The sequence below is a fragment of the Bradyrhizobium arachidis genome, assembly GCF_024758505.1.
Taxonomy (GTDB): domain Bacteria; phylum Pseudomonadota; class Alphaproteobacteria; order Rhizobiales; family Xanthobacteraceae; genus Bradyrhizobium; species Bradyrhizobium manausense_C.
Map to the genome: position 1 here is coordinate 2,993,481 of NZ_CP077970.1, position 18,502 is coordinate 3,011,982.

An 18,502-nucleotide genomic window follows, 5' to 3' on the forward strand; every position below is an offset into this window, starting at 1 on the left:
CAGGGCCGTTGTCACTGTAGGCGTGAACGGGCTCCCGAATGGCGAAACCCGCCACCCTGCTTCACCGTGGGGCCCGTCGCAACCTCCGGGTTAGCCCGGAGTTGACCGGTCTTGTCGGCCATCCCATGGTCGATGAGAACTTAATCCTATCGCCGGCGCGGCCGCTCGTCAGCCCGGAGCTTTGACAATCGCTTCATCGGAGAGGCGAGCGTCTGTTTGGCGACTGGATTTCCCCCCATTCCATGTATCTCGCAGACCGCCCGCTCGTCGGGAAGGAGCCTTCGATGTTTGCCGAGCTCGACAGCGGCAAGGACAGTCACGAGAGTTTGCTGAGCACCTTCAAGGTGTTCGTGCCCGACGTGAGGATCGAGCTGAATGGCCCACGCAGGGCGAATCAGTGGCGGGGCCAGTTCGCCATGGCCAATCGGCTCTCCTGGTGGCAACTGGAAACGGAGACCGAGTGGACCTGCTGGCCGGAGCGCGAGGAGGAGAGGTTTTGTCTCGTGTTCCCTGCCTCTGGCGGGTTTGGCGCGCGGATCCGAGGCAAGTCCTTGCAGGCCGATTCCAGCAGCGCCCTGGTGCTCGGCGTCAAGGACATTTCGAAGACGTGGGCGCATGCCACCGACGATCGGCATGGCCGCATGTCGTTGAAGCTCAAGGTGGCGGACGTCAGGAGGACCCTCACCAGCATCTTCGAGGACGCCACGCTGGAGAACATCGAGCTCAATCCGCTGCTGGACCTCGACAGTCCCGCGGGGCAGACCCTTTGGTCGCTGGTCCAGGCCATCGCGGCGGCGATGAAGGATGAGTCGATCAGGTCGGCGAAGGCGACCGCGCTGCTCCGCGAGGCCATACCTCGTTTGGTCTTCAAGAATTTTCCGCACCGCTTCATAGAGCGCCTCGCCCGTCACGGAGCGGACGCCTCGCCGCGCCAGATCAGGGCCGCCGTCGATTTCATGCGTGCGCATATGCATGAGCCGCTCACGCTCGCGGAGATCGCGGAAGCGGTCGGAATCAGCGAGCGTTCGCTGCAGCACGGCTTCAGGACGTTTCGGGGAACGACGCCGGTGGCGCATTTGCGCGATCTGCGCCTCCAGCAGGCGCATGCCGAGCTATCGCTGGCCGAGAACACGCTGCCGGTGAGCGAGGTGGCGCTGAAATGGGGCTTCACGCATATGGGGCGCTTTGCGGCCAAGTATCAGGCCGCGTACGGCCAGTCACCTTCCGAGACCCGCAAGCGCGCGGGAAGCGCACATCTGAAAGTAACTGAGCGGGAAATCCAGTCTCCTTCTTCCTGAACATGTCGGCGTGCGTCTCGGATGGGCATCGCGGCCGAAACCATCGCACGCTATCCAGTTCGCGAAGGATCTGTCCGTATCCTGCAAGCAGCGCTTCGCGGGCAATGTTTGATTATCCTTTGCGGTTCTAACTCTTGGTGCGGCACCATTGTGCGATCGCGGCGATCAGCGATCTGACATGCGCGCGAGGGGGGCAATCGTGGGAACTGTCGTCAGATTTGAGAGGCAAACGGATGCGCTAGCGAAGCTGCGACAGCCGGACCTCGTGCTTGATATTCGGGCGAGGCTTGCGATCGATGCGGACCGAATCGAACAGGCGGCGTCCGCCTGCGAGATCGTCGTCGGTTGCATCGAAAGCCTGCAGCGCAGTCTTGCGACCCTCGATGGCTTGCAGCGCTCGCTTCTCGCGTGCGAAGACGGTCAGCCGATCGAATTGCACACGACGGCGGTCAAGTCGCAGCTCTCCTCGCAGCTCGAGAGCGTTGCGAGCATCTTGCGTACGCTGGGTGACGCCTCTGAGGAGGTTTCCCGGGTCGGCGCCGCCATGGAGCGTCAGGCGCTGACGTGATCCCCGCGCCGCATGCATCGTGGAACGATGGATTGATCTCGTATTGTGAAGCTAATAGATGCCAAGGGCACGCCTGACGGTTTCGGACGGAGAGACGCCAAAAGCCGCACGATATTGCGCCGCAAAACGACCCATATGCGTGAAGCCCCATTTCAGTGCGACTTCATGGATCGGAAGGCGGTTTTCGGGACGCGCCAATTCCGTATGAACGGCTTCGAGCCTGATCTGTCGCAGATACATTGCAGGCGTTGTATCGCGATATCTGCGAAACCCGAGCTGGAGGTATCTGTCGCTGATTCCGACGGCCTCCGCGATGTCGATCATCGTCAGCGAGCGATGCAGATTGGCGCGCATGTATTCGATGGCACGATGAATGTGCCTAGGCGTAACATCGGCCGGACCTCGATCCAATTTGTCGATGAAACGATGCGGCACATTCTCGAAGACCAACCGCAGGGCAGCTTCCGTGAGCAGGGCCATCGCCTTCGGCGAACGCACCAGCAATTGCTGCTCATGCATGCCCGAGACGACCGTGCGCGACAGTTGAAGGAGAGTTCGTCCCGTGTTGGTCGACAGATCGATCGTTGGGGTCAAGTCCAGCTTCGTCAATGCCGCGTGGCCGAACATCGCCTTGAGCACGCCGGCGACGAGATTGGCATCGAACCGCAGCATGACGTTCGCATAGCTTCCGTCCATCGCCTTCATCTGATGACGCCGCAACATCGATAGCGGCGCAAGAGCGATGGTCGCGGGCGTTCGCCGCGCGCTTCGCGTGCCGACAGTCATGTCGGCAGAACCGGCGGTGAGAAATGCCATCACCAGGTCGTCGTCGAGCGATTCCGACGAATAGGACCAGTCAGCGGAATATCGCGTCCTCCAGACACTGACGCCTTGTCCTGCCGAGATATCAGATCGCCAGCGAAACGCTGCATCGGAATTTGGCGGCGAGACTTTGATCGAGAACAAGTGCGCGCCGAACGAGGCGAGCAGGTTCTCAAAGCCTGCTCCGGACAGGACGGGCGCCTCTTCGAATGTCCCTTGCAATATAGGTTCCGCCATACCCCGTTTCGGCAATATAATTCCATCGCGCGGCGGGACCTTCGTTTCAACCGGCTTGCGAAGGCAAACCGGTGGGATCCTATCCAGTTTGCGCAAAAGCTGTCCGGATCGCGCAGGTTGCAGGATCCAATGTCCGGGTCATGGACCGAGCGGAGACGAGCGGTAGATCTCGCTCTGGTGTGGATGTTACGGTCTGTCGCTGCACGGGCGGGCCGACAAGGCACGCGATCGTGCCACGTGTTTCGCGAGCTCGCCGAAGAGGCGTTCGACATCCAATTTCCGAACGATCAGTCCGTATCGCGCAGACAAGCCGCCATAGTTAAGATTTGATTTGTTCTCGCCGCGTCTACTTCCCCGGCGCTTGTTCGCGCAGATGTATCCGTGTTCGCGGCTGTCTGCGCCTTGTCGGCGCGAGGACGTCGAATACTTCGTGGGGGAGCTATGACCAACGACACGACCGACCGCGACGATCGCGAGAACCGCCTTCGCTTCTTGCGCATCGACCAGAAGACCGGGGCGGCGCTACGCGAATTCTGGCCGGTGGTCGAAAAAGCTCTGCCTGTCATCCTCGAGGGGTTCTACAAACATCTTGCGGGCAACCCGGCATTGGCGAAGCTGGTCGGCAATCAGATGAAACGCCTGCAAGGCGCCCAATCCGCGCACTGGGCGCGCATGTTCGACGGTCATTTCGACGGTGCCTACGTGCAGGGTGTTCGAACGATCGGCCTGGTGCACAGCAAGATCGGGTTGGAGCCGCGCTGGTACATCGGGGGCTACGCTTTCGTGTTGTCGCACCTCACGGACCTCGCGATCGCCACCTATCGGTGGAACAGGGCCCGTTTGGGGGACGTCATCACTGCCGTGAATAGTGCCGTGATGCTCGATATGGACTTTGCGATTTCGGTCTATCAGGAGGCCCTGCTGGACGAGCGGGCCAAGCGCCAGAGGACGGTCGATGGCTTGATCGTCGACTTCGAACGGCAGGTGACCGTCGCACTGGAAGCGCTGTCGACGTCTTCGATCGCGTTGAACGACACCGCTGGTACCATGGCGCGGACCGCGGAGGCGACGACGCAGCGGGCGAGCAACGTGGCAGCAGCCTCGGAGCTGGCTTCGACCAACGTGCAGTCCGTTGCCTCGGCCAGCGAAGAGATGGCCTCCTCCGTGACCGAAATCGGCCGGCAGGCCCACGAGTCGACGCGGATTTCGACAGAGGCCGTCGAACTCTCGCGGAGTGCCGATCAGCGTATTCACTCGCTGTCCGAGGCCGCGTCGAAGATCGGCACCGTCGTCGAACTCATCAACACGATCGCCGGTCAAACCAACCTGTTGGCGCTGAATGCGACGATCGAGGCGGCCCGTGCCGGCGAGGCCGGAAGGGGCTTTGCCGTGGTGGCGTCCGAGGTCAAGACATTGGCGGAGCAAACCTCGAAAGCCACGAGCGAAATCGGGCAACAGGTCGCCGGGATACAGACGGCAACGCAAGAAGCTGTCACGACGATTCGCGAGGTCAGCCATATCATTCACCGCATTTCTGAGATTGCTGCTGCAATCGCCGGCGCCGTGGAGGAGCAGGGCATGGCAACGCAGGAGATCACGCGGAATGCGCAACAGGCGGCCAGAGGCACGGGCGACGTTTCCTCGAACATCGCCGGTGTGAGCCATGCCGCGGACGAGGCGGTGGCCGCATCGAGCCAGGTGCAGCTCGCTTCCTCCCAACTCGCCAAGCAGGGCGAAGAGCTGGGCACCGAGGTGCAGCGCTTCCTCAGGGGTATCCGTGCGGCGTGATCGCGCCGGGTTCCGCCCGCCTCGCTTCCAGTCGAGTTCACCCGCCTCGCTAGGGCTGCGGACGGAGGATGTGGGGTGCGCCGGCGCGCCTGGCTGTTTCCGAGGGGGTAACGCCGAAGGTCCGGCGATACTGGGCTGCGAAGCGTCCCATGTGAGCAAATCCCCACTTCAGGGCGACTTCGCTGACCGGCAATGTATTCCCGGGCGAAGACAACTCGCTGTGGACCGCGTCAAGCCTGACGCGCCGCAGATAGTACGCCGGCGACGTCTCGTAGTGCTTGCGGAAGCCGAGCTCCAGAGAGCGGCTGCTGATGCCGACCGCGGCCGCGATGTCGCCCATCGTCAGCGGCAGGTGAAGATTGGCCCGCATGTAGTCGATCGCCCGCTTGATCTGTTGTGGCGCAGTAGCGCCGCCTTGCTGCTGGAGCTTTGCAGAGAGACGGTGTGGCACCTCTTCAAGGATCAATCGGAGAGCGGCCTCCGTCAGCAACGCCATGGCCTTGGGTGAGCGCAGGAGCACTTGTTCGTCGCGCATGCCGTTCGCCAGTGCAGAGGCAATCGACTGCAACGTCTGTCCCAGGTGGGTCGAAAGATCGATAGCGGGCGTGAGATTGAGGCTCGTTAGTGGCGCCCCCTCGAACATGTCGACCAGCAGCCGGGCGACGGTGCCTGCCTCGAAGCGCATCGTCACACCGGTGAGACTTCCGTCGCGCACGAATACGGCCTGCCGCCTCAGGGTCGGCTGCGCGTAAACGGCCAGGCGCGATGAGGTCTGCTCAACCGTCCGCGAGCCGATCGCCAGCTCAGAGCCTCCGGTGCCGAGAAAGCACAGATTGAGGTTCTCCGTATCGTTGTCCGAACCGTAGGCCCAGCCGCTCGAATACGCCGCGCGGACCACGCTCACCCCCGGTCCCACTGCGAAGTCTGACTGCCACCGAAATCCAGCGCGAGGATTCGGCGGGGTAATCTTCAGTGGCAGCAGACGCGATCGGTAGTAGGCGAGGAGATCTTCGAAATTCGAGCCTTGGACGACAGGAGTTTCGCGAAGTGGATCCTTTGGCAAGTCGTGACTCGTCGAAAAAGGTATCCCGGCGCGGAGATGCAAACACGAGCCTGATCGAAGGTTCAAGCCCTACAAAGGTTATCCCGTCATATCGTCTCACGATATCCGTTTTCCGAATGACATGTCCACATCCCGCACTGCGGCGCGCGTTCTGCGTGCCGCAGTGCGGTGCGCCGCGAAGCTCCGTCCGAGGTCAGAGGATGAACGCGGGCTGTTCTGCTCGGATCGGCAGATGCAGTCCTGCAAAGGGGGAGGTCGCAACCACACCGGCCGACGCGTCGACGCCCAGCCGGGCCTCGATCCAATTCCACAGGCGACGGATCTCTTCGGTTGATTTGCTCGTCGGCGCGTATTCGCTGACCGCGAGCCCGGCGCTCAATGCATCCTGATGATCGTTGCGCATGACGATGAAAGGTCGCGCGAGCACCTCAATGAGGTCTATCGCTGCTTCGTCGGCAAGCGTCTCAGCGGCGTCGTCGATGCGGCGGCCGCGGCTTGGCACCTGGTTGAGCACGAATGCAAACGGCTTGCTCCAGGCCCGAACAAGACTGAGCGTCGATGCCGTCGCTTCGATGTCGGCCGTGGTCGGTCGCGCCGGGATCAGGCACAGGTCGGCGTGGCGAATCGCCGCGGTCCTTGCCGAGCTGACGCCGCCGGCCGCATCGATGATGGTCAGCGTCACGCCGCTATCCCTGAGCGCACGCAGGCGCGGCTCGATGTCCTGGACGGTATCGATGGTCTCGACAATTGGCTCCGCATCGACGCGGCGCTTGCGCCAGTTCGAGAGCGTTCCCTGCGGGTCGGCGTCGATCAGCCGAACGTTGTGTCCGGCCTTCTTCGCGGCCAACGCAAGGCTGATGGCGAGCGTGCTCTTGCCGCTGCCTCCTTTTTGGGTCGCCAGTACGATCGTGTGCATGGAGTGAAGTGCCATATGTGTCTTCCATTGATTGGAGAAGCGGGACGCAAGGAAAACGCAACTGCACTGAAGGCTGCTTCGTCGAAACGGCGAGCCCATTCCGTCATATCTGCAGATTCCGGGTTAACAGTTCACTGAGTAAGCGCGGCTCCGGTCGCCAAACTCACCCGCGAGCTATCCGGATTGCGAACACAGCATCCGGATCGCGCATTCAGCGCGAAGCATGTCACGCGTGCGAGGGGATCGCGGAGCGAGAGCGGCCCTGAGTCGCGGATGGAGAAGGCGAGGATCGCGCGAATGCGAGCGCAAGCAGCCCCGCAAAAACACGGCCTCCGCATCCGCTTCCCGCAAATCCTATCCGGATCGCGCAAGTGGGGCGCGACAGGTAAGATTTGATTTAACTCCCCCACCTCTAGTTGGCGAACACGTCGGAATCGCAAGCAGTGTGTTCGCGATCGTTTCGCGGCGCGAGGGGGGACCGAAGGCTTCATGAATATCTCGGCTGGGGGTTCGGAAGGCCGTGTGCGGTTGCAGGGGAGTCTCACCCTGCGCGACGCAAAGCAGGTGCAAGGATTGTTGCTGGACGCCATCAGCGCGTCCCGCGAAGTCGAAATCGATGTCAGCGATGTCAGCAGCATCGATGTCAGCATCATTCAGTTGATCGTGAGCGCGCGCAAGAGCGCCGAGCAACGCGGGCGCAAGCTGGCGCTTGCGACGGAATCGAACGGCGCATTCAGGGCAACGCTGGCAAAGGCGGGATTTCTCGGTGACGACGGCGCCTGCCGTCACGTCGACGAAGAATTTTGGACCGGCGGCGGGTTGCAGAAAACGGGGATTGGAGCATGAGTAAGAGCGTTCTGGTGGTCGACGATTCCGCCTCGATTCGGCAGATGGTGACGTTGACGTTGTCGGGAGCGGGTTACGCCACGCTCGAAGCCGTCGACGGCGAGGACGGCTACGCCAAGGCGACGGCCAATCCGATTCGCGCGGTGGTGACCGACCTCAACATGCCGCGGATGAACGGCATCGAGTTCATCCGCAAGTTTCGCGCGCATCCGTCCAGCACCGGCGTGCCGATCATCTTTCTCACGACGGAATCGGACGAGGACATGAAGCGGCAGGCGAAGGAAGCCGGCGCGACCGCCTGGATGGTGAAGCCGTTCAAGCAGGACCAGCTCCTGGCCGTCATCAAGAAGGTCGCCGGCGCATGACCGCGATGGATCCTCGGGACGTCTTCCATCAGGAAGCGCGCGAGCTTCTCGATCAGCTCGAGGAGGCGCTGCTCGATCTCGGCAACTCCTCCGACGATCGCGATCTCGTCGACTGCGCATTTCGGGCGCTGCACACCATCAAGGGCTCGGGCGCCATGTTCGGCTTCGACGAGGTGGCAGGCTTCGTCCACGAGTTCGAGACCGCGTTCGACCGCGTGCGCAAGGGCTCCGTGGCCATCAGCCCGCCGCTGGTCCAGGTGGCGCTCGCCGCGAAGGATCACATCGCGCGGTTGATCGCCGAGCCCGGCCGACACGTCGCAGACGGCGAGGCGGTCCTGAAGAGGCTGCGCGCAATCGTTTCGAACGACGAGGGCAGCGATCCCGGCGATACCTTCCCGCTCGCGGGTGGCCGGGTGGCCGCAGCCGATCCGTCACTGGTCCAGACCCCCGTTCAGACCTGGCGGGTCAAGTTTCGTCTGGCTGAGAACGCGCTCGTGCTCGGTGCCAACCCGCTTCTGCTGCTCGATGAGCTGCGCGAGCTCGGGCCCTGCGAGGTGCGCGTCAAGACCGATGCGGTTCCTCCGCTGGAGTCGACCGATCCGGAGGTCTGCTACCTCGACTGGGAGGTCGTGGTCACCACGAATCGCGATCGCCAGGCCATTGACGACGTATTCATCTTCATTGCCGACGGCATGGAGCTGTCGATCGAAACGGTGGCGGCGGATGCGGCGGATGCGCCGGCCGCAGACAAGGCTGCGACCGCCAAGGTCATCGAGATCGACAAGCCTCGCGACTCCGGTGGCGCGGGCGCAAAGGGCGGCACCTCGGTGCGCGTTGCCGCGGAGCGGCTCGATGAGCTGATGGACCGCGTGGGCGAGCTCGTCATCGCCCAGGCAAGGCTCTCTCAACTTGCCGTCGCCTCTGACGACGCCAATCTGAAGTCGGTTGCGGAGGAGATGGAACGTCTCGCCTCGGGCCTGCGCGACACCACCATGGGAATCCGCATGGTGCCGATCGGCTCGCTGTTCGGCCGCTTCCGTCGCCTCGTCCACGATCTCTCGCGCGACCTCGACAAGGAGGTCGACTTCGTGACCGCCGGCGAGGAGACCGAGCTCGACAAGACGGTGATCGAGCGGCTTGCGGACCCCCTGGTCCACCTGATCCGCAATTCGATCGACCACGGGCTGGAGGTTCCCAGCCGCCGGATCGCCGCGGGCAAGGCCGCGCGCGGGCAGGTTCGCCTGTCCGCGGTGCACACCGGCTCGGAGGTGGCGATCTCGATCGTCGATGACGGTGCCGGTCTCAACGCGGACCGGATCCGCGCCAAGGCCGAAGAGGCCGGGCTGATCGCACCCGATGCGAAGATTGCCGACCACGATCTGTTCCAGATGGTCTTCCATCCCGGGTTTTCGACCGCGAAGGAGATCACGGCGCTGTCCGGCCGAGGCGTCGGCATGGACGTCGTCAAGCGCACCATCGAGGGCTTGCGCGGCCGGATCGATCTTGGTTCGAGACCGGGTGGCGGGACGACGGTGACGCTCCGACTGCCGCTTACGCTTGCCATCATCGAGGGCATGCTGGTGCGGGTCGGCCGGGGCCGCTACTCGATCCCGCTGTCGGCGGTGGAAGAATGCGTGGAGCTGCCGAGAGACGCGGAAGCTGCCAACAGCGGCCGCAACTTCCTCAACATCCGTGGCCATCTGGTTCCGTTCCTTCGCCTGCGCGAATTGTTCAAGACCAAGGCCGCGATCGAGCCGCATCAGAAGGTGGTGATCGTGTCGGCCGGCGAATCCCGGGTGGGGCTGGTGGTCGACCAGGTCATCGGCAATAGCCAGACCGTGATCAAGTCGCTGTCCAAGCTTCACGCCGATGTCGAAACCTTCTCAGGCGCGACCATCCTCGGAGACGGTACGGTGGCCTTGATTCTCGACGTTGCCCATCTCGTGAACTTCGGCCAGGAGTTCGAGAACCGCCTGCGCGATGAACGGATCGGGAGGGCGGCATGAACATAGGTATCCAGTCCAATCATGCCGATCGCGCGATGACGGCGTTGACACTGCGGCTGCAGGACGAGGTGTTCGCGATCGACGCCGAGAGCGTGCGCGAGATCCTCGATGTGGTGCCGATCTCGGAGGTGCCGAACGCCAAGGCGTTCGTCGGCGGGTTGATCAACGTGCGCGGGCGCATCGTTCCGCTCGCTGATCTGCGTCTGTTGTTCGGCATGGACCGTCCGCCGCCGGACGTGAACACCAGAATCGTCGTGATCGAGGTCGATCTCGACGGCGAGCCGACGATCGTCGCGATTCTTGCCGACCGGGTGCTCGACGTGACCGAGATCGAAGCTGCCACGATCGAGGAGGCGCCGAAGATCGGCATGCGGTGGCGGCCCGAATATGTCCGCGGCATCGGAAAGCGCGGCGACGAGTTCATCATCATCCCCGAGATGGGGAGAATTTTCGCTACGGGGGACGCTGGGACGTCCGTTTCTCAGGAAGGGGTTTGACTATGAGGCTTACACTTAAGGCGAAGCTGGGTGTGACGTTTGCGACAATCGTCGTTCTCTCCGGCGTCAGCATGTTCGTGGCGATTCAGAATCTGAACAGCCTGGACATCGAGCTGAACAAGATCATTGAGGGAAATGTTCAGCGCATTGAAATCGCCAATGACATGAGCGGCGCCGTGTACCGCATTGCGCGCGACGAAAAAAACCACATCCTTGCCACCGACGATGCCAGGATGAAGAAGCTCTCGGAGTCGATGAAGGCTGACGGCGAAACCGTGCGCCAGGACATCCAGAAGCTTCGCTCACTATCGTCTGAGGAAGGTAAGCGCAAGGTCGATACCGTTGCGGCCGCGTGGGACGTGTTCTGGGCGCGGCACACTGAGATCGAAAAATTCTCCGAGATGAATTCGGGCTCGGTGGCCTTCGACCGGGTCGTGAAGGCCGGGAAGAGTTCCGAAGTTGCGCAGAACTCGCTGAAAGCCGTGCTTGACAAGATGGCTGCGACCGCCAGCGCAAGCGGTGACGCAAAAGACTTTCAGGCCTTCGCGATCATGAAGGACGTCGAGATTGCCACGTTGCAGGTATCCCGCGCCATTCGCAACGTCGTTCTCGCCATGAGCGATCCGACGATGCAGCAGGACATCGAGAAGCAACTTGACGCCCGGATCACTGCGCTCCAGCGCCTGATCGATCAGGCATCGAACGTCGTCCCGGCGAGCGAGCAGGCGGCGTTCAAGTCCTACAAGGAGAACATCACGACGTGGCTGGCCCAGGTCGATGGCGCCCGCAAGGCCGCGCTGGAAAACGGTGTCTTTAAGGCGACGACGCTGGCCGATGGCCCTGGAGCCGAGGCTCTCCGCAGCATGCGGGAAGCGATCAACAAGGTCCTTGATCTCAACAAGGAGCAGATGCAGCAGGCCGCAAAGGGCGCCGACGATCTCTACTCGTTCAGCCGCAACCTGCTGATCGGATTGCTGGTCGGCATGACGATCATTGCGATCGCGGCCGCGACTTGGATCGTGCTCAACATCAGCCGCGCCATCGCCAGTGCGCTCCATCTGGCCAGGGCGGTTGCTGACGGCGACCTCAATGCGACCGCCTCGGTCAAGTCGAACGACGAGATCAAGGACCTGATCGACGCCCTCAACGCCATGGTGTCGAAGCTGAAGGAGGTCGTCTCCGAGGTGATGACGGCGACGCGCAACGTCACGTCCGGCAGCCAGGAGATGTCCGCGGCCGCCGAACAGCTCTCGCAGGGAGCGACCGAGCAGGCCTCATCGACCGAGGAAGCATCCTCGTCGATGGAGGAGATGGCCGCGAACATCAAGCAAAATGCAGACAACGCGGTTCAGACCGAGCAGACCGCCCGTCAATCGGCTGAAGATGCAAACGCCAGCGGCGAGGCGGTCGGCAGAGCGGTGACCGCGATGCAGACGATTGCCGAGAAGATCCTGATCGTTCAGGAGATCGCGCGGCAAACCGACCTGCTCGCCCTCAACGCGGCGGTCGAAGCTGCCCGTGCCGGCGAACATGGCCGTGGCTTCGCTGTGGTGGCCTCGGAGGTGCGCAAGCTCGCCGAGCGCAGCCAGACGGCGGCGGCCGAAATCTCGACCCTGTCGACGGACACCGTGAAGGCCGCCGAACAGGCGGGCGAGATGCTCAAGAGGCTGGTGCCGGACATCCAGAAGACCGCAGGCCTCGTTGCGGAAATCTCTTCTGCGACCAACGAGCAGAACGCCGGCGCGAGCCAGATCAACACGGCGATCCAGCAGCTCGACAAGGTGACGCAGCAGAACACCTCGGCCGCGGAAGAAATGTCCTCGACCGCCGAGGAACTCGCCGGCCAGGCCGAGCAGCTGCAGGCGACCATCAGCTACTTCCGCCTCGACGAACAGGCTGCGCGCTCCGAAGCGCCGGTGGTGCAGCGCCGGTCTGCTCCGGCCGCGGCGAACGTTGCCCAGAAGGCGCCTGCGAGGAACACGGTTGCCGGCATGCAAGAGCGGGTGGCAAATGCTGCGCCGGGTATCGTCAAGCGCAAGAGCAGGACGAGCGACAGCGGCTTCTCGCTCGACATGGGCGGCGGCGCCGACGAGCTCGATGCGGAATTCAAGCGATCAGGCGCGGCGTGACCTGAACTTCGAAGCAAGACTGACGCGGACGGCTCGTCCGCGCCAGTCTCCCACTTCCGGATGAATGCAACGGTGCCGGCTGTCCGCGCATGGCACGGGCCGGTCGGCCTCGGCCGGGCGGCCTGAATGGAGGAATGTGATGGCAGAAAGTGCACAATACGTCACGCTTGGCGTTGGCGACGAACGCTTCGCCTTGCCGGTGGAGCGGGTGCGGGAGATCCTTCAGATGCAGCCGATTGCACGGATGCCCAACGCTCCGGCGTGCTTTCTCGGCATGATCGACGTGCGCGGCCAGGGGGTGCCGGTGGTCGATCTTCGATTGAAGCTAGGCCTCGAGAGGGGCGAGGATACCGAGACCACGCGCATCATCGTCCTGCAGGTCACCGTCGGAGGGCGCGAGCTCACGCTTGGACTCAAGACGGACCGGGTCTTCGAGGTCACGGAACTCGACGGAAATCATCTCGAGCCGCCGCCGGAGATCGGGACGAGCTGGAGCTCCAATTGCATTACCGGAATCGGGCGGCGCAACGGTGCGTTCGTGACTGTGTTTGATCTGGGCAGCCTGCTCGCCGCTTCCGACGTTGCCGTCATGGAGCGGGCAGCCTGAGTGCCGCAGCCCGTCGATATGTTGGTGAGAGACAAGCATGTGTGGGCTGCCGGATGGCCGTCCGAATGCGTAAGAAGTGTGAATTCGGTTGCCAATGTCACAAGTCCTTCGTCGTATTGAGCCCGCGTATGAGCCGTCCCCGGCGGATCGCCTGACGGACAGGGAGTTCGCGCAAATCGCTCGTCTGGTTACCGACCACGTCGGAATCAAGTTGCCGCCCGCAAAGCGGATGATGGTCGAGGGACGGCTGCGCCGGCGCATGCGACTTCTCGGCCACAACAGCCTCTCAGCCTACTGTGCGTATCTGTTCGATCAGGGGGGGCTCAGGGAGGAGTTCCCTTACCTCATCGATGCGGTGACCACGAACAAGACCGACTTCTTCCGCGAAGCGGAGCACTTTTCATGTCTCGAGCACGAGATCATGCCGAAGCTGCTGAAGCTGCGCAGGCCCGGCGAGCGGCCGACAATCAAGCTCTGGAGCGCGGCGAGCTCGACGGGAGCTGAAGCCTATACGATGGCGATGGTCATGGCCGATATCGCCGAGCGGAGCAATGGACTCAATTACGAGATTCTGGGCACGGACATTTCGACCGAGGTGCTCGTCCAGGCGAAACTCGCGATCTATCCGAAGGACATGATTGCACCGGTGCCCCCGTCGATGCGCGATCGCTACGTCATGTTTGGCAGCGCATCGTCGCGCCAGGGAGAGGTTCGCATCGTGCCCGAACTGCGGCGCAAGGTGCGGTTCGCCCGTCTCAACCTGATGGACGAGCGCTACCCGTTCGATTGCGAAATGGATGTGATTTTCGTGCGCAACGTCCTCATCTATTTCGACAAGCCTACGCAGGAAGCGGTCGCGGGCCGTCTGGCCAGCCACCTGCGACCCGGCGGCTTCCTGATCTTCGGTCACTCGGAATCGGTGATCGGCTCGAGCCTGCCGCTGCGCCAGTGTGCGCCTGCGGTGTTCCAGCGCGTCTGAGGCGACCATGGGCAGCACGCAGACCAACACAACAGATCGCTCTTTCGCAAAACGAAAAATTCGCGTCCTGGTCGTCGACGATTCCGCCTCCGTCCGGAAGGCGCTCTGTGACATCATCGCGAGCGACGCCGATCTGGAAGTCATGGCGACGGCGTCGGATCCCTATATTGCCGCCGAACGCATCCGGCAGGAGATTCCCGATGTCATCCTGCTGGACATCGAGATGCCGCGGATGGATGGGCTGACGTTCATGCGCAAGATCATGGCGCAGCGGCCGATACCGGTGGTGATCTGCTCTTCGCTGACCGAGGAAGGCTCGGAGACGACCATCAAGGCCCTCGAGGCCGGAGCGGTGGACGTCGTGTCGAAGCCGCGAATGAATACTGCGGAGTTCCTGCAGGAATCGCGCATGCGAATCTGCGATGTGCTCCGCGCTGCGGCACATTCGCGTCTGTCGTCTCGGGCTCGAGCCGTGGTGCCCGTTCGGGTCGAGGCCAGGCACACGGCCGACGTCATCCTTCCTCCCGTCATCCCGGGGCGCGCGACGGCGCCGCTGACCGACCCGATTATCTGTATCGGCGCGTCGACCGGAGGCACCGAAGCCCTGCGTGACATCCTCGTTGCCCTTCCGGCGGCGACGCCGGGAATCGTCATCGTGCAGCACATGCCGGAAAAGTTCACGGCAGCGTTCGCCAGGCGGTTGGACTCGTTGTGTGCGATGTCGATCAGGGAAGCTGCCGAAGGGGATGCCGTCCTGCCGGGTACGGTGCTGATCGCACCGGGCAACCATCACATGTTGCTGGAGCGCGCCGGTCGCCAATATCGTGTGGCGATCAAGGACGGGCCTCCGGTGTCGCGCCACCGACCGTCCGTCGATGTGTTATTCCGCTCCGCGGCCCAGGCGGCCGGCTCGAACGCCGTCGGCGTCATCCTCACCGGCATGGGAGACGATGGGGCTCGTGGATTGCTCGAGATGAAAGCGGCCGGCGCGAGGACGATCGCGCAGGACGAAGAAAGCTGCATTGTGTTCGGGATGCCGAAGGAGGCGATCCAGCGCGGTGCCGCCAACAAGGTCCTTCCGCTTGATCGCATCGCTCACGAGATGGTTCACGAAGCGCGCCGCGGAAGGGGAGCGGCGTGATGAATCAGGTTGTGCTTGCCGTTTCCGACCGCGGCAACGCTGCTGATCAGCGCGGACAGAAGGCGTCGCGCCCGCCGGTTCGTCGCGCTGCGCTGCGCTATCAGGACCTCTTGCTCAGGGGCGCCGCCAACGAGCTCGCCCGGCCTCGCCAGGCGATCGAGCAATCGTTTCTGCAGATGGGCGATGGCCTCGGCAATTGCGTCAAGCTGCTCGAGCTCCTTTCCGCCGCTCATGAAGCGTTGCCGGTCGAGCTCTCGAGCGCCGAATTCTCGGCGGCTGCACAGACGCTGGTCGAGATTCGCGACCATGTGAACGCGATCGCGAGGTCGCATGCCGATGAAAAGGATCACGTCGGCTTGCTTGCCGAGATGACGGGTCGGGTCGAGCAACCAATGTCTGACCTCCGGGCGACGGTCCGTGCCATCGGACAGATCTCAACCAATGCCCGGATCGTGGCGGCCGGGTTCGGCGCGAGCAACCAGGACGTTACCGCTTTCACGTCGGACATGGCTTCCCTCGCGCAGAAGGTCAACGAAGCCGTCGACGCCTTTTCGCTCGGCTACGAACGGCTCTCGAAGCGGCTAGCCGCCGCGCGGCTCACGAACAGCGCATTCGTGGCCCGTCACGGCAACACGATTGCTCAGATATCGCAAACCCTCGACTCCGGGCTGGAGACCATTGCGGTCTTCCGGAGGCAGGTGGATTCCATTGCGGGCGAACGCGCAGCGACGACGAGCCAGATCCGCGCCCGGATCGGGAAGGCGATTTTTGCCTTGCAGATCGGGGATATCACCCGGCAGCGGATCGAGCATGTGGAGAAGGCTTGCGAGTTGCTCCAGGACCGATCGCACGTTCAGGCGACGCAGGAGGCTATGGCCGCGATTGGCCGTCTGCAACTCATGCAGCTCGACCAGACCATCGGCCGCTTCGAGGAGGAGGTCTCCGATCTCACCGAAAACATCAATGGTCTGTCGAAGAATGCGGTAGCAGTTCTGAATGAAGGAAGCGATGAGGCCCAGACTCTGCTGTCGGCCGGCAGCGGATCACTGTCGAGAATGGCGGCCGAGCTGCGCCATATATGCTCTCTGCTCAGCGAGTTCGAGCGCGCGCGCGTGGAGCAAGAGCGAATCGTCGCCGACGTCACGCGCTCCGTAGCGGAAATGGTCGGACACCTGCAATCGATACGGGCGATCGAGCAGCAGATTCGAATGCTGAGCTTCAACGCCACGATCCAGTGCTGCAGCGTGGACGACGGCGAGGAGGGGCGCGGCCTTGGTGCGGTTGCCCAGCAATTGCGTGAGCTCTCCAATCAGACCGTCGCGGCGGCCAGCGCGATCATGGCAGGCCTGAAGGGCGCGGATGACCAGACGCGGGTCCTCATGGACGAGCGAAACGCGCTGGATTCGCAGCAGATCGACGCCGTAAGAGAGGGTGCTGCGACTGCGATCGCCGTGTTCGAGCGTGTCGCGAGTCGATTGCGCGCGAGCACGGAAAGGATCAAGACCGTCGGGCGGCGAGCCGTATGGTTGCTCGGAATGACGTCGCGGCGCGTTTCGGACCGGCAGCGCATCAGCAACGGCTGGCGTCTCGCCCACTCCAAGCTCGAGCAGTTCATGACATCCGCTGCCGACAGCCCAAATCCGGATGCGGTCGATCAGTGGCTCAGGGACGAATTGCGATCGGTCTACACGATGGAAGACGAGCGGAGAACTTACGACGAGTTCTTCTCGATCGAGCCGAACGAGCCGGCTTCCGCCGATGCGGAATCCGAGGATCTGGACGACATGTTCTTGTAGTGGCGCTCCGGCGAGAATGAACGGGAAACGAGAATGATACAGAATGAGACCAGGCAACGGCTCGCATTCAGTCAGATCGATGAGCGGGCCCTGGCGGACCTGCGGCAGTCGAAGGACCTGATCCTGCGGCATCTGCGGGCGCAGCTCGACATATGCTACGATCATTACGCCGGCTTCGAGCGGACCTCCCATCTGGTCAAGAGCCGCGATCAAATCACGGATACCAAGGCGATGTACGCCGAGCACTGGGACCTCATGCTCGACGGGACGTTCGATGAGGCCTACGAAGCCTCGGCCACCCGGATCGGCGAGTTGATCTATGCGAGGGTCGGCTTCGAACTGTGCTGGTATATCGCCGGCTACGGCCTGGTGCTCTCGGAGACATTGCAAGCCCTGGCTGACGGCCCGTCGGGAGTATTCGACCGGCGTGCCAGGCAGAAGAAGGCGGATCTCCAGAGGGCAATCGTCAAGGCCGTGACGTTCGACATGAGCATGGTCATTTCCGGCTACATGGAGGCACGCCGACGCGGGCGCGGCGAGGCGTTGCAGCGACTGGCCGACGATTTCGACGAGGCAATCGGCGGGACTGCGACCATCGTGTCATCATCGGCGAGTGAGCTGGAAGCGTCGGCCTCATCGCTGACGGCGACGGCCGGCGACACCCAGCGTCGGTCGGGAGAGGTGGCTTCAACGTTCGAACATGTCTCGGAGAGCGTCCAGGCGGTTGCTGCAGCGGCCGAGCAGCTGGCGAGCTCCGTGGAGGAGATCGGACGACAAGTGCATGCGGCGAGCAAGATTGCGACCGCGGCTGTCGATCACGCATCGAAGACCGATGCGCGTATCAACGAACTGTCCCAGGCGGCAGAGCGGGTTGGCGACGTGGTCAGGCTGATCACCTCGATCGCCGAGCGCACCAACCTGCTGGCGCTCAATGCAACGATCGAGGCTGCGAAAGCAGGCGAGGCCGGACGAGGCTTCGCCATCGTCGCCTCCGAGGTGAAGGCGCTGGCGGCTCAGACGTCGAAGGCGACAGAGGAGGTCGGCGTACAGATCGTTGCAATGCAGGCCGCGACCAATGATTCGATTGCGGCGCTCAAGGAGATTGGTGCGACGATCGGCAACATCTCGGAGATTTCGACGGCGATCGCGGCTGCGGTCGAGGAGCAGGGGGCGGCGACCCGGGAAATATCGCGCAACGTGCATCAGGCTGCGCAGGGTACCCAGGAGGTGGCCGCAAACTTTGTCGATGTCAACAACGGTGCAGCCGAGGTCGAGGCCGCGACCGCCCAGTTGCTGTCATCCGCGCAGGCGCTCGCGGGAGAAGGTGGCCATCTGGAGGGTGAGGTGCAGGGCTTCCTGTCGAGGATACGTGCGGCGTAACAACGTGGAATCGCGGATTGCGACGGAGCGGGTAGGCCATTAGCGCGTCGGCTCGATTGCCTGT

General features: G+C 63.0%; 17 protein-coding genes. 13 read left to right on the forward strand and 4 right to left on the reverse strand.

From position 1 onward, the window contains the following. The first annotated feature begins 284 nt into the window (after positions 1-284). Together KUF59_RS13320 and KUF59_RS13325 are read left to right on the forward strand one after the other, a co-directional pair. Positions 285-1,298, forward strand: a complete 1,014-nt coding sequence (locus KUF59_RS13320; protein ID WP_212461617.1) for a helix-turn-helix transcriptional regulator — start codon at positions 285-287, stop codon at positions 1,296-1,298. 265 nt (positions 1,299-1,563) lie between these two features. Beyond that, positions 1,564-1,866: a hypothetical protein gene (locus KUF59_RS13325; protein ID WP_212461618.1), complete on the forward strand. Its 303-nt coding sequence runs from the start codon at positions 1,564-1,566 to the stop codon at positions 1,864-1,866. A 51-nt stretch (positions 1,867-1,917) separates the two neighbouring features. Here the strand turns inward: KUF59_RS13325 and KUF59_RS13330 are convergent, their stop codons facing one another. After that, on the reverse strand, positions 1,918-2,910 hold the full coding sequence (locus KUF59_RS13330) for a helix-turn-helix transcriptional regulator (RefSeq protein WP_249140701.1): 993 nt from the start codon (positions 2,908-2,910) through the stop codon (positions 1,918-1,920). Between the two features lie 456 nt (positions 2,911-3,366). On the opposite strand from KUF59_RS13330, the gene KUF59_RS13335 reads away from it, so the two are divergent. Further along, positions 3,367-4,713: a globin-coupled sensor protein gene (locus KUF59_RS13335; RefSeq protein ID WP_212461620.1), complete on the forward strand. Its 1,347-nt coding sequence runs from the start codon at positions 3,367-3,369 to the stop codon at positions 4,711-4,713. 49 nt (positions 4,714-4,762) lie between these two features. Here KUF59_RS13335 and KUF59_RS13340 read toward each other — a convergent pair whose 3' ends face one another. Then, on the reverse strand, positions 4,763-5,776 hold the full coding sequence (locus tag KUF59_RS13340; RefSeq protein ID WP_249140702.1) for a helix-turn-helix transcriptional regulator: 1,014 nt from the start codon (positions 5,774-5,776) through the stop codon (positions 4,763-4,765). A gap of 193 nt (positions 5,777-5,969) precedes the next feature. Then, a complete protein-coding gene (locus KUF59_RS13345; RefSeq protein WP_212461746.1) occupies positions 5,970-6,692 on the reverse strand; it encodes a ParA family protein in 723 nt (240 codons plus the stop codon). Between the two features lie 576 nt (positions 6,693-7,268). On the opposite strand from KUF59_RS13345, the gene KUF59_RS13350 reads away from it, so the two are divergent. From KUF59_RS13350 to KUF59_RS13385, 8 genes are all read left to right on the forward strand, one after another. After that, positions 7,269-7,538 (forward strand): STAS domain-containing protein, encoded by a 270-nt coding sequence (locus tag KUF59_RS13350; RefSeq protein ID WP_249140703.1) that lies wholly within the window; start codon positions 7,269-7,271, stop codon positions 7,536-7,538. Continuing rightward, positions 7,535-7,903: a response regulator gene (locus tag KUF59_RS13355; RefSeq protein ID WP_212461622.1), complete on the forward strand. Its 369-nt coding sequence runs from the start codon at positions 7,535-7,537 to the stop codon at positions 7,901-7,903. The genes KUF59_RS13350 and KUF59_RS13355 overlap by 4 nt, the downstream gene beginning before the upstream one ends. Beyond that, positions 7,900-9,909 carry a chemotaxis protein CheA gene (locus KUF59_RS13360; RefSeq protein ID WP_258769552.1) on the forward strand — a complete coding sequence of 670 codons (2,010 nt, stop codon included), beginning with the start codon at positions 7,900-7,902 and terminating at the stop codon, positions 9,907-9,909. The genes KUF59_RS13355 and KUF59_RS13360 overlap by 4 nt, the downstream gene beginning before the upstream one ends. Next, positions 9,906-10,406: a chemotaxis protein CheW gene (locus KUF59_RS13365; RefSeq protein ID WP_249140704.1), complete on the forward strand. Its 501-nt coding sequence runs from the start codon at positions 9,906-9,908 to the stop codon at positions 10,404-10,406. Before KUF59_RS13360 ends, KUF59_RS13365 begins: the two co-directional genes overlap by 4 nt. 2 nt (positions 10,407-10,408) lie before the next feature. Next, positions 10,409-12,535 (forward strand): HAMP domain-containing methyl-accepting chemotaxis protein, encoded by a 2,127-nt coding sequence (locus tag KUF59_RS13370; protein WP_212461624.1) that lies wholly within the window; start codon positions 10,409-10,411, stop codon positions 12,533-12,535. Positions 12,536-12,674: 139 nt separating this feature from the next. After that, on the forward strand, positions 12,675-13,142 hold the full coding sequence (locus KUF59_RS13375; RefSeq protein WP_212404950.1) for a chemotaxis protein CheW: 468 nt from the start codon (positions 12,675-12,677) through the stop codon (positions 13,140-13,142). A gap of 94 nt (positions 13,143-13,236) precedes the next feature. Continuing rightward, positions 13,237-14,121, forward strand: coding sequence for a CheR family methyltransferase (locus tag KUF59_RS13380; protein ID WP_212461625.1), 885 nt, complete (start codon positions 13,237-13,239; stop codon positions 14,119-14,121). A gap of 7 nt (positions 14,122-14,128) precedes the next feature. Further along, positions 14,129-15,262 carry a protein-glutamate methylesterase/protein-glutamine glutaminase gene (locus tag KUF59_RS13385; protein ID WP_212461626.1) on the forward strand — a complete coding sequence of 378 codons (1,134 nt, stop codon included), beginning with the start codon at positions 14,129-14,131 and terminating at the stop codon, positions 15,260-15,262. Here KUF59_RS13385 and KUF59_RS13390 read toward each other — a convergent pair. Next, complete coding sequence (locus KUF59_RS13390) at positions 15,229-15,651, reverse strand: hypothetical protein (RefSeq protein ID WP_212461627.1); 423 nt, start codon at positions 15,649-15,651, stop codon at positions 15,229-15,231. The genes KUF59_RS13385 and KUF59_RS13390 overlap by 34 nt on opposite strands. Here KUF59_RS13390 and KUF59_RS13395 point away from each other — a divergent pair. Both KUF59_RS13395 and KUF59_RS13400 read left to right on the forward strand, forming a co-directional pair. Then, positions 15,619-17,058 (forward strand): hypothetical protein, encoded by a 1,440-nt coding sequence (locus KUF59_RS13395; RefSeq protein ID WP_212461628.1) that lies wholly within the window; start codon positions 15,619-15,621, stop codon positions 17,056-17,058. The two genes, KUF59_RS13390 and KUF59_RS13395, sit on opposite strands and share 33 nt — an antisense overlap. Before the next feature lie 33 nt (positions 17,059-17,091). After that, positions 17,092-18,438 carry a globin-coupled sensor protein gene (locus KUF59_RS13400; RefSeq protein WP_212461629.1) on the forward strand — a complete coding sequence of 449 codons (1,347 nt, stop codon included), beginning with the start codon at positions 17,092-17,094 and terminating at the stop codon, positions 18,436-18,438. Positions 18,439-18,502 lie beyond the last annotated feature (64 nt).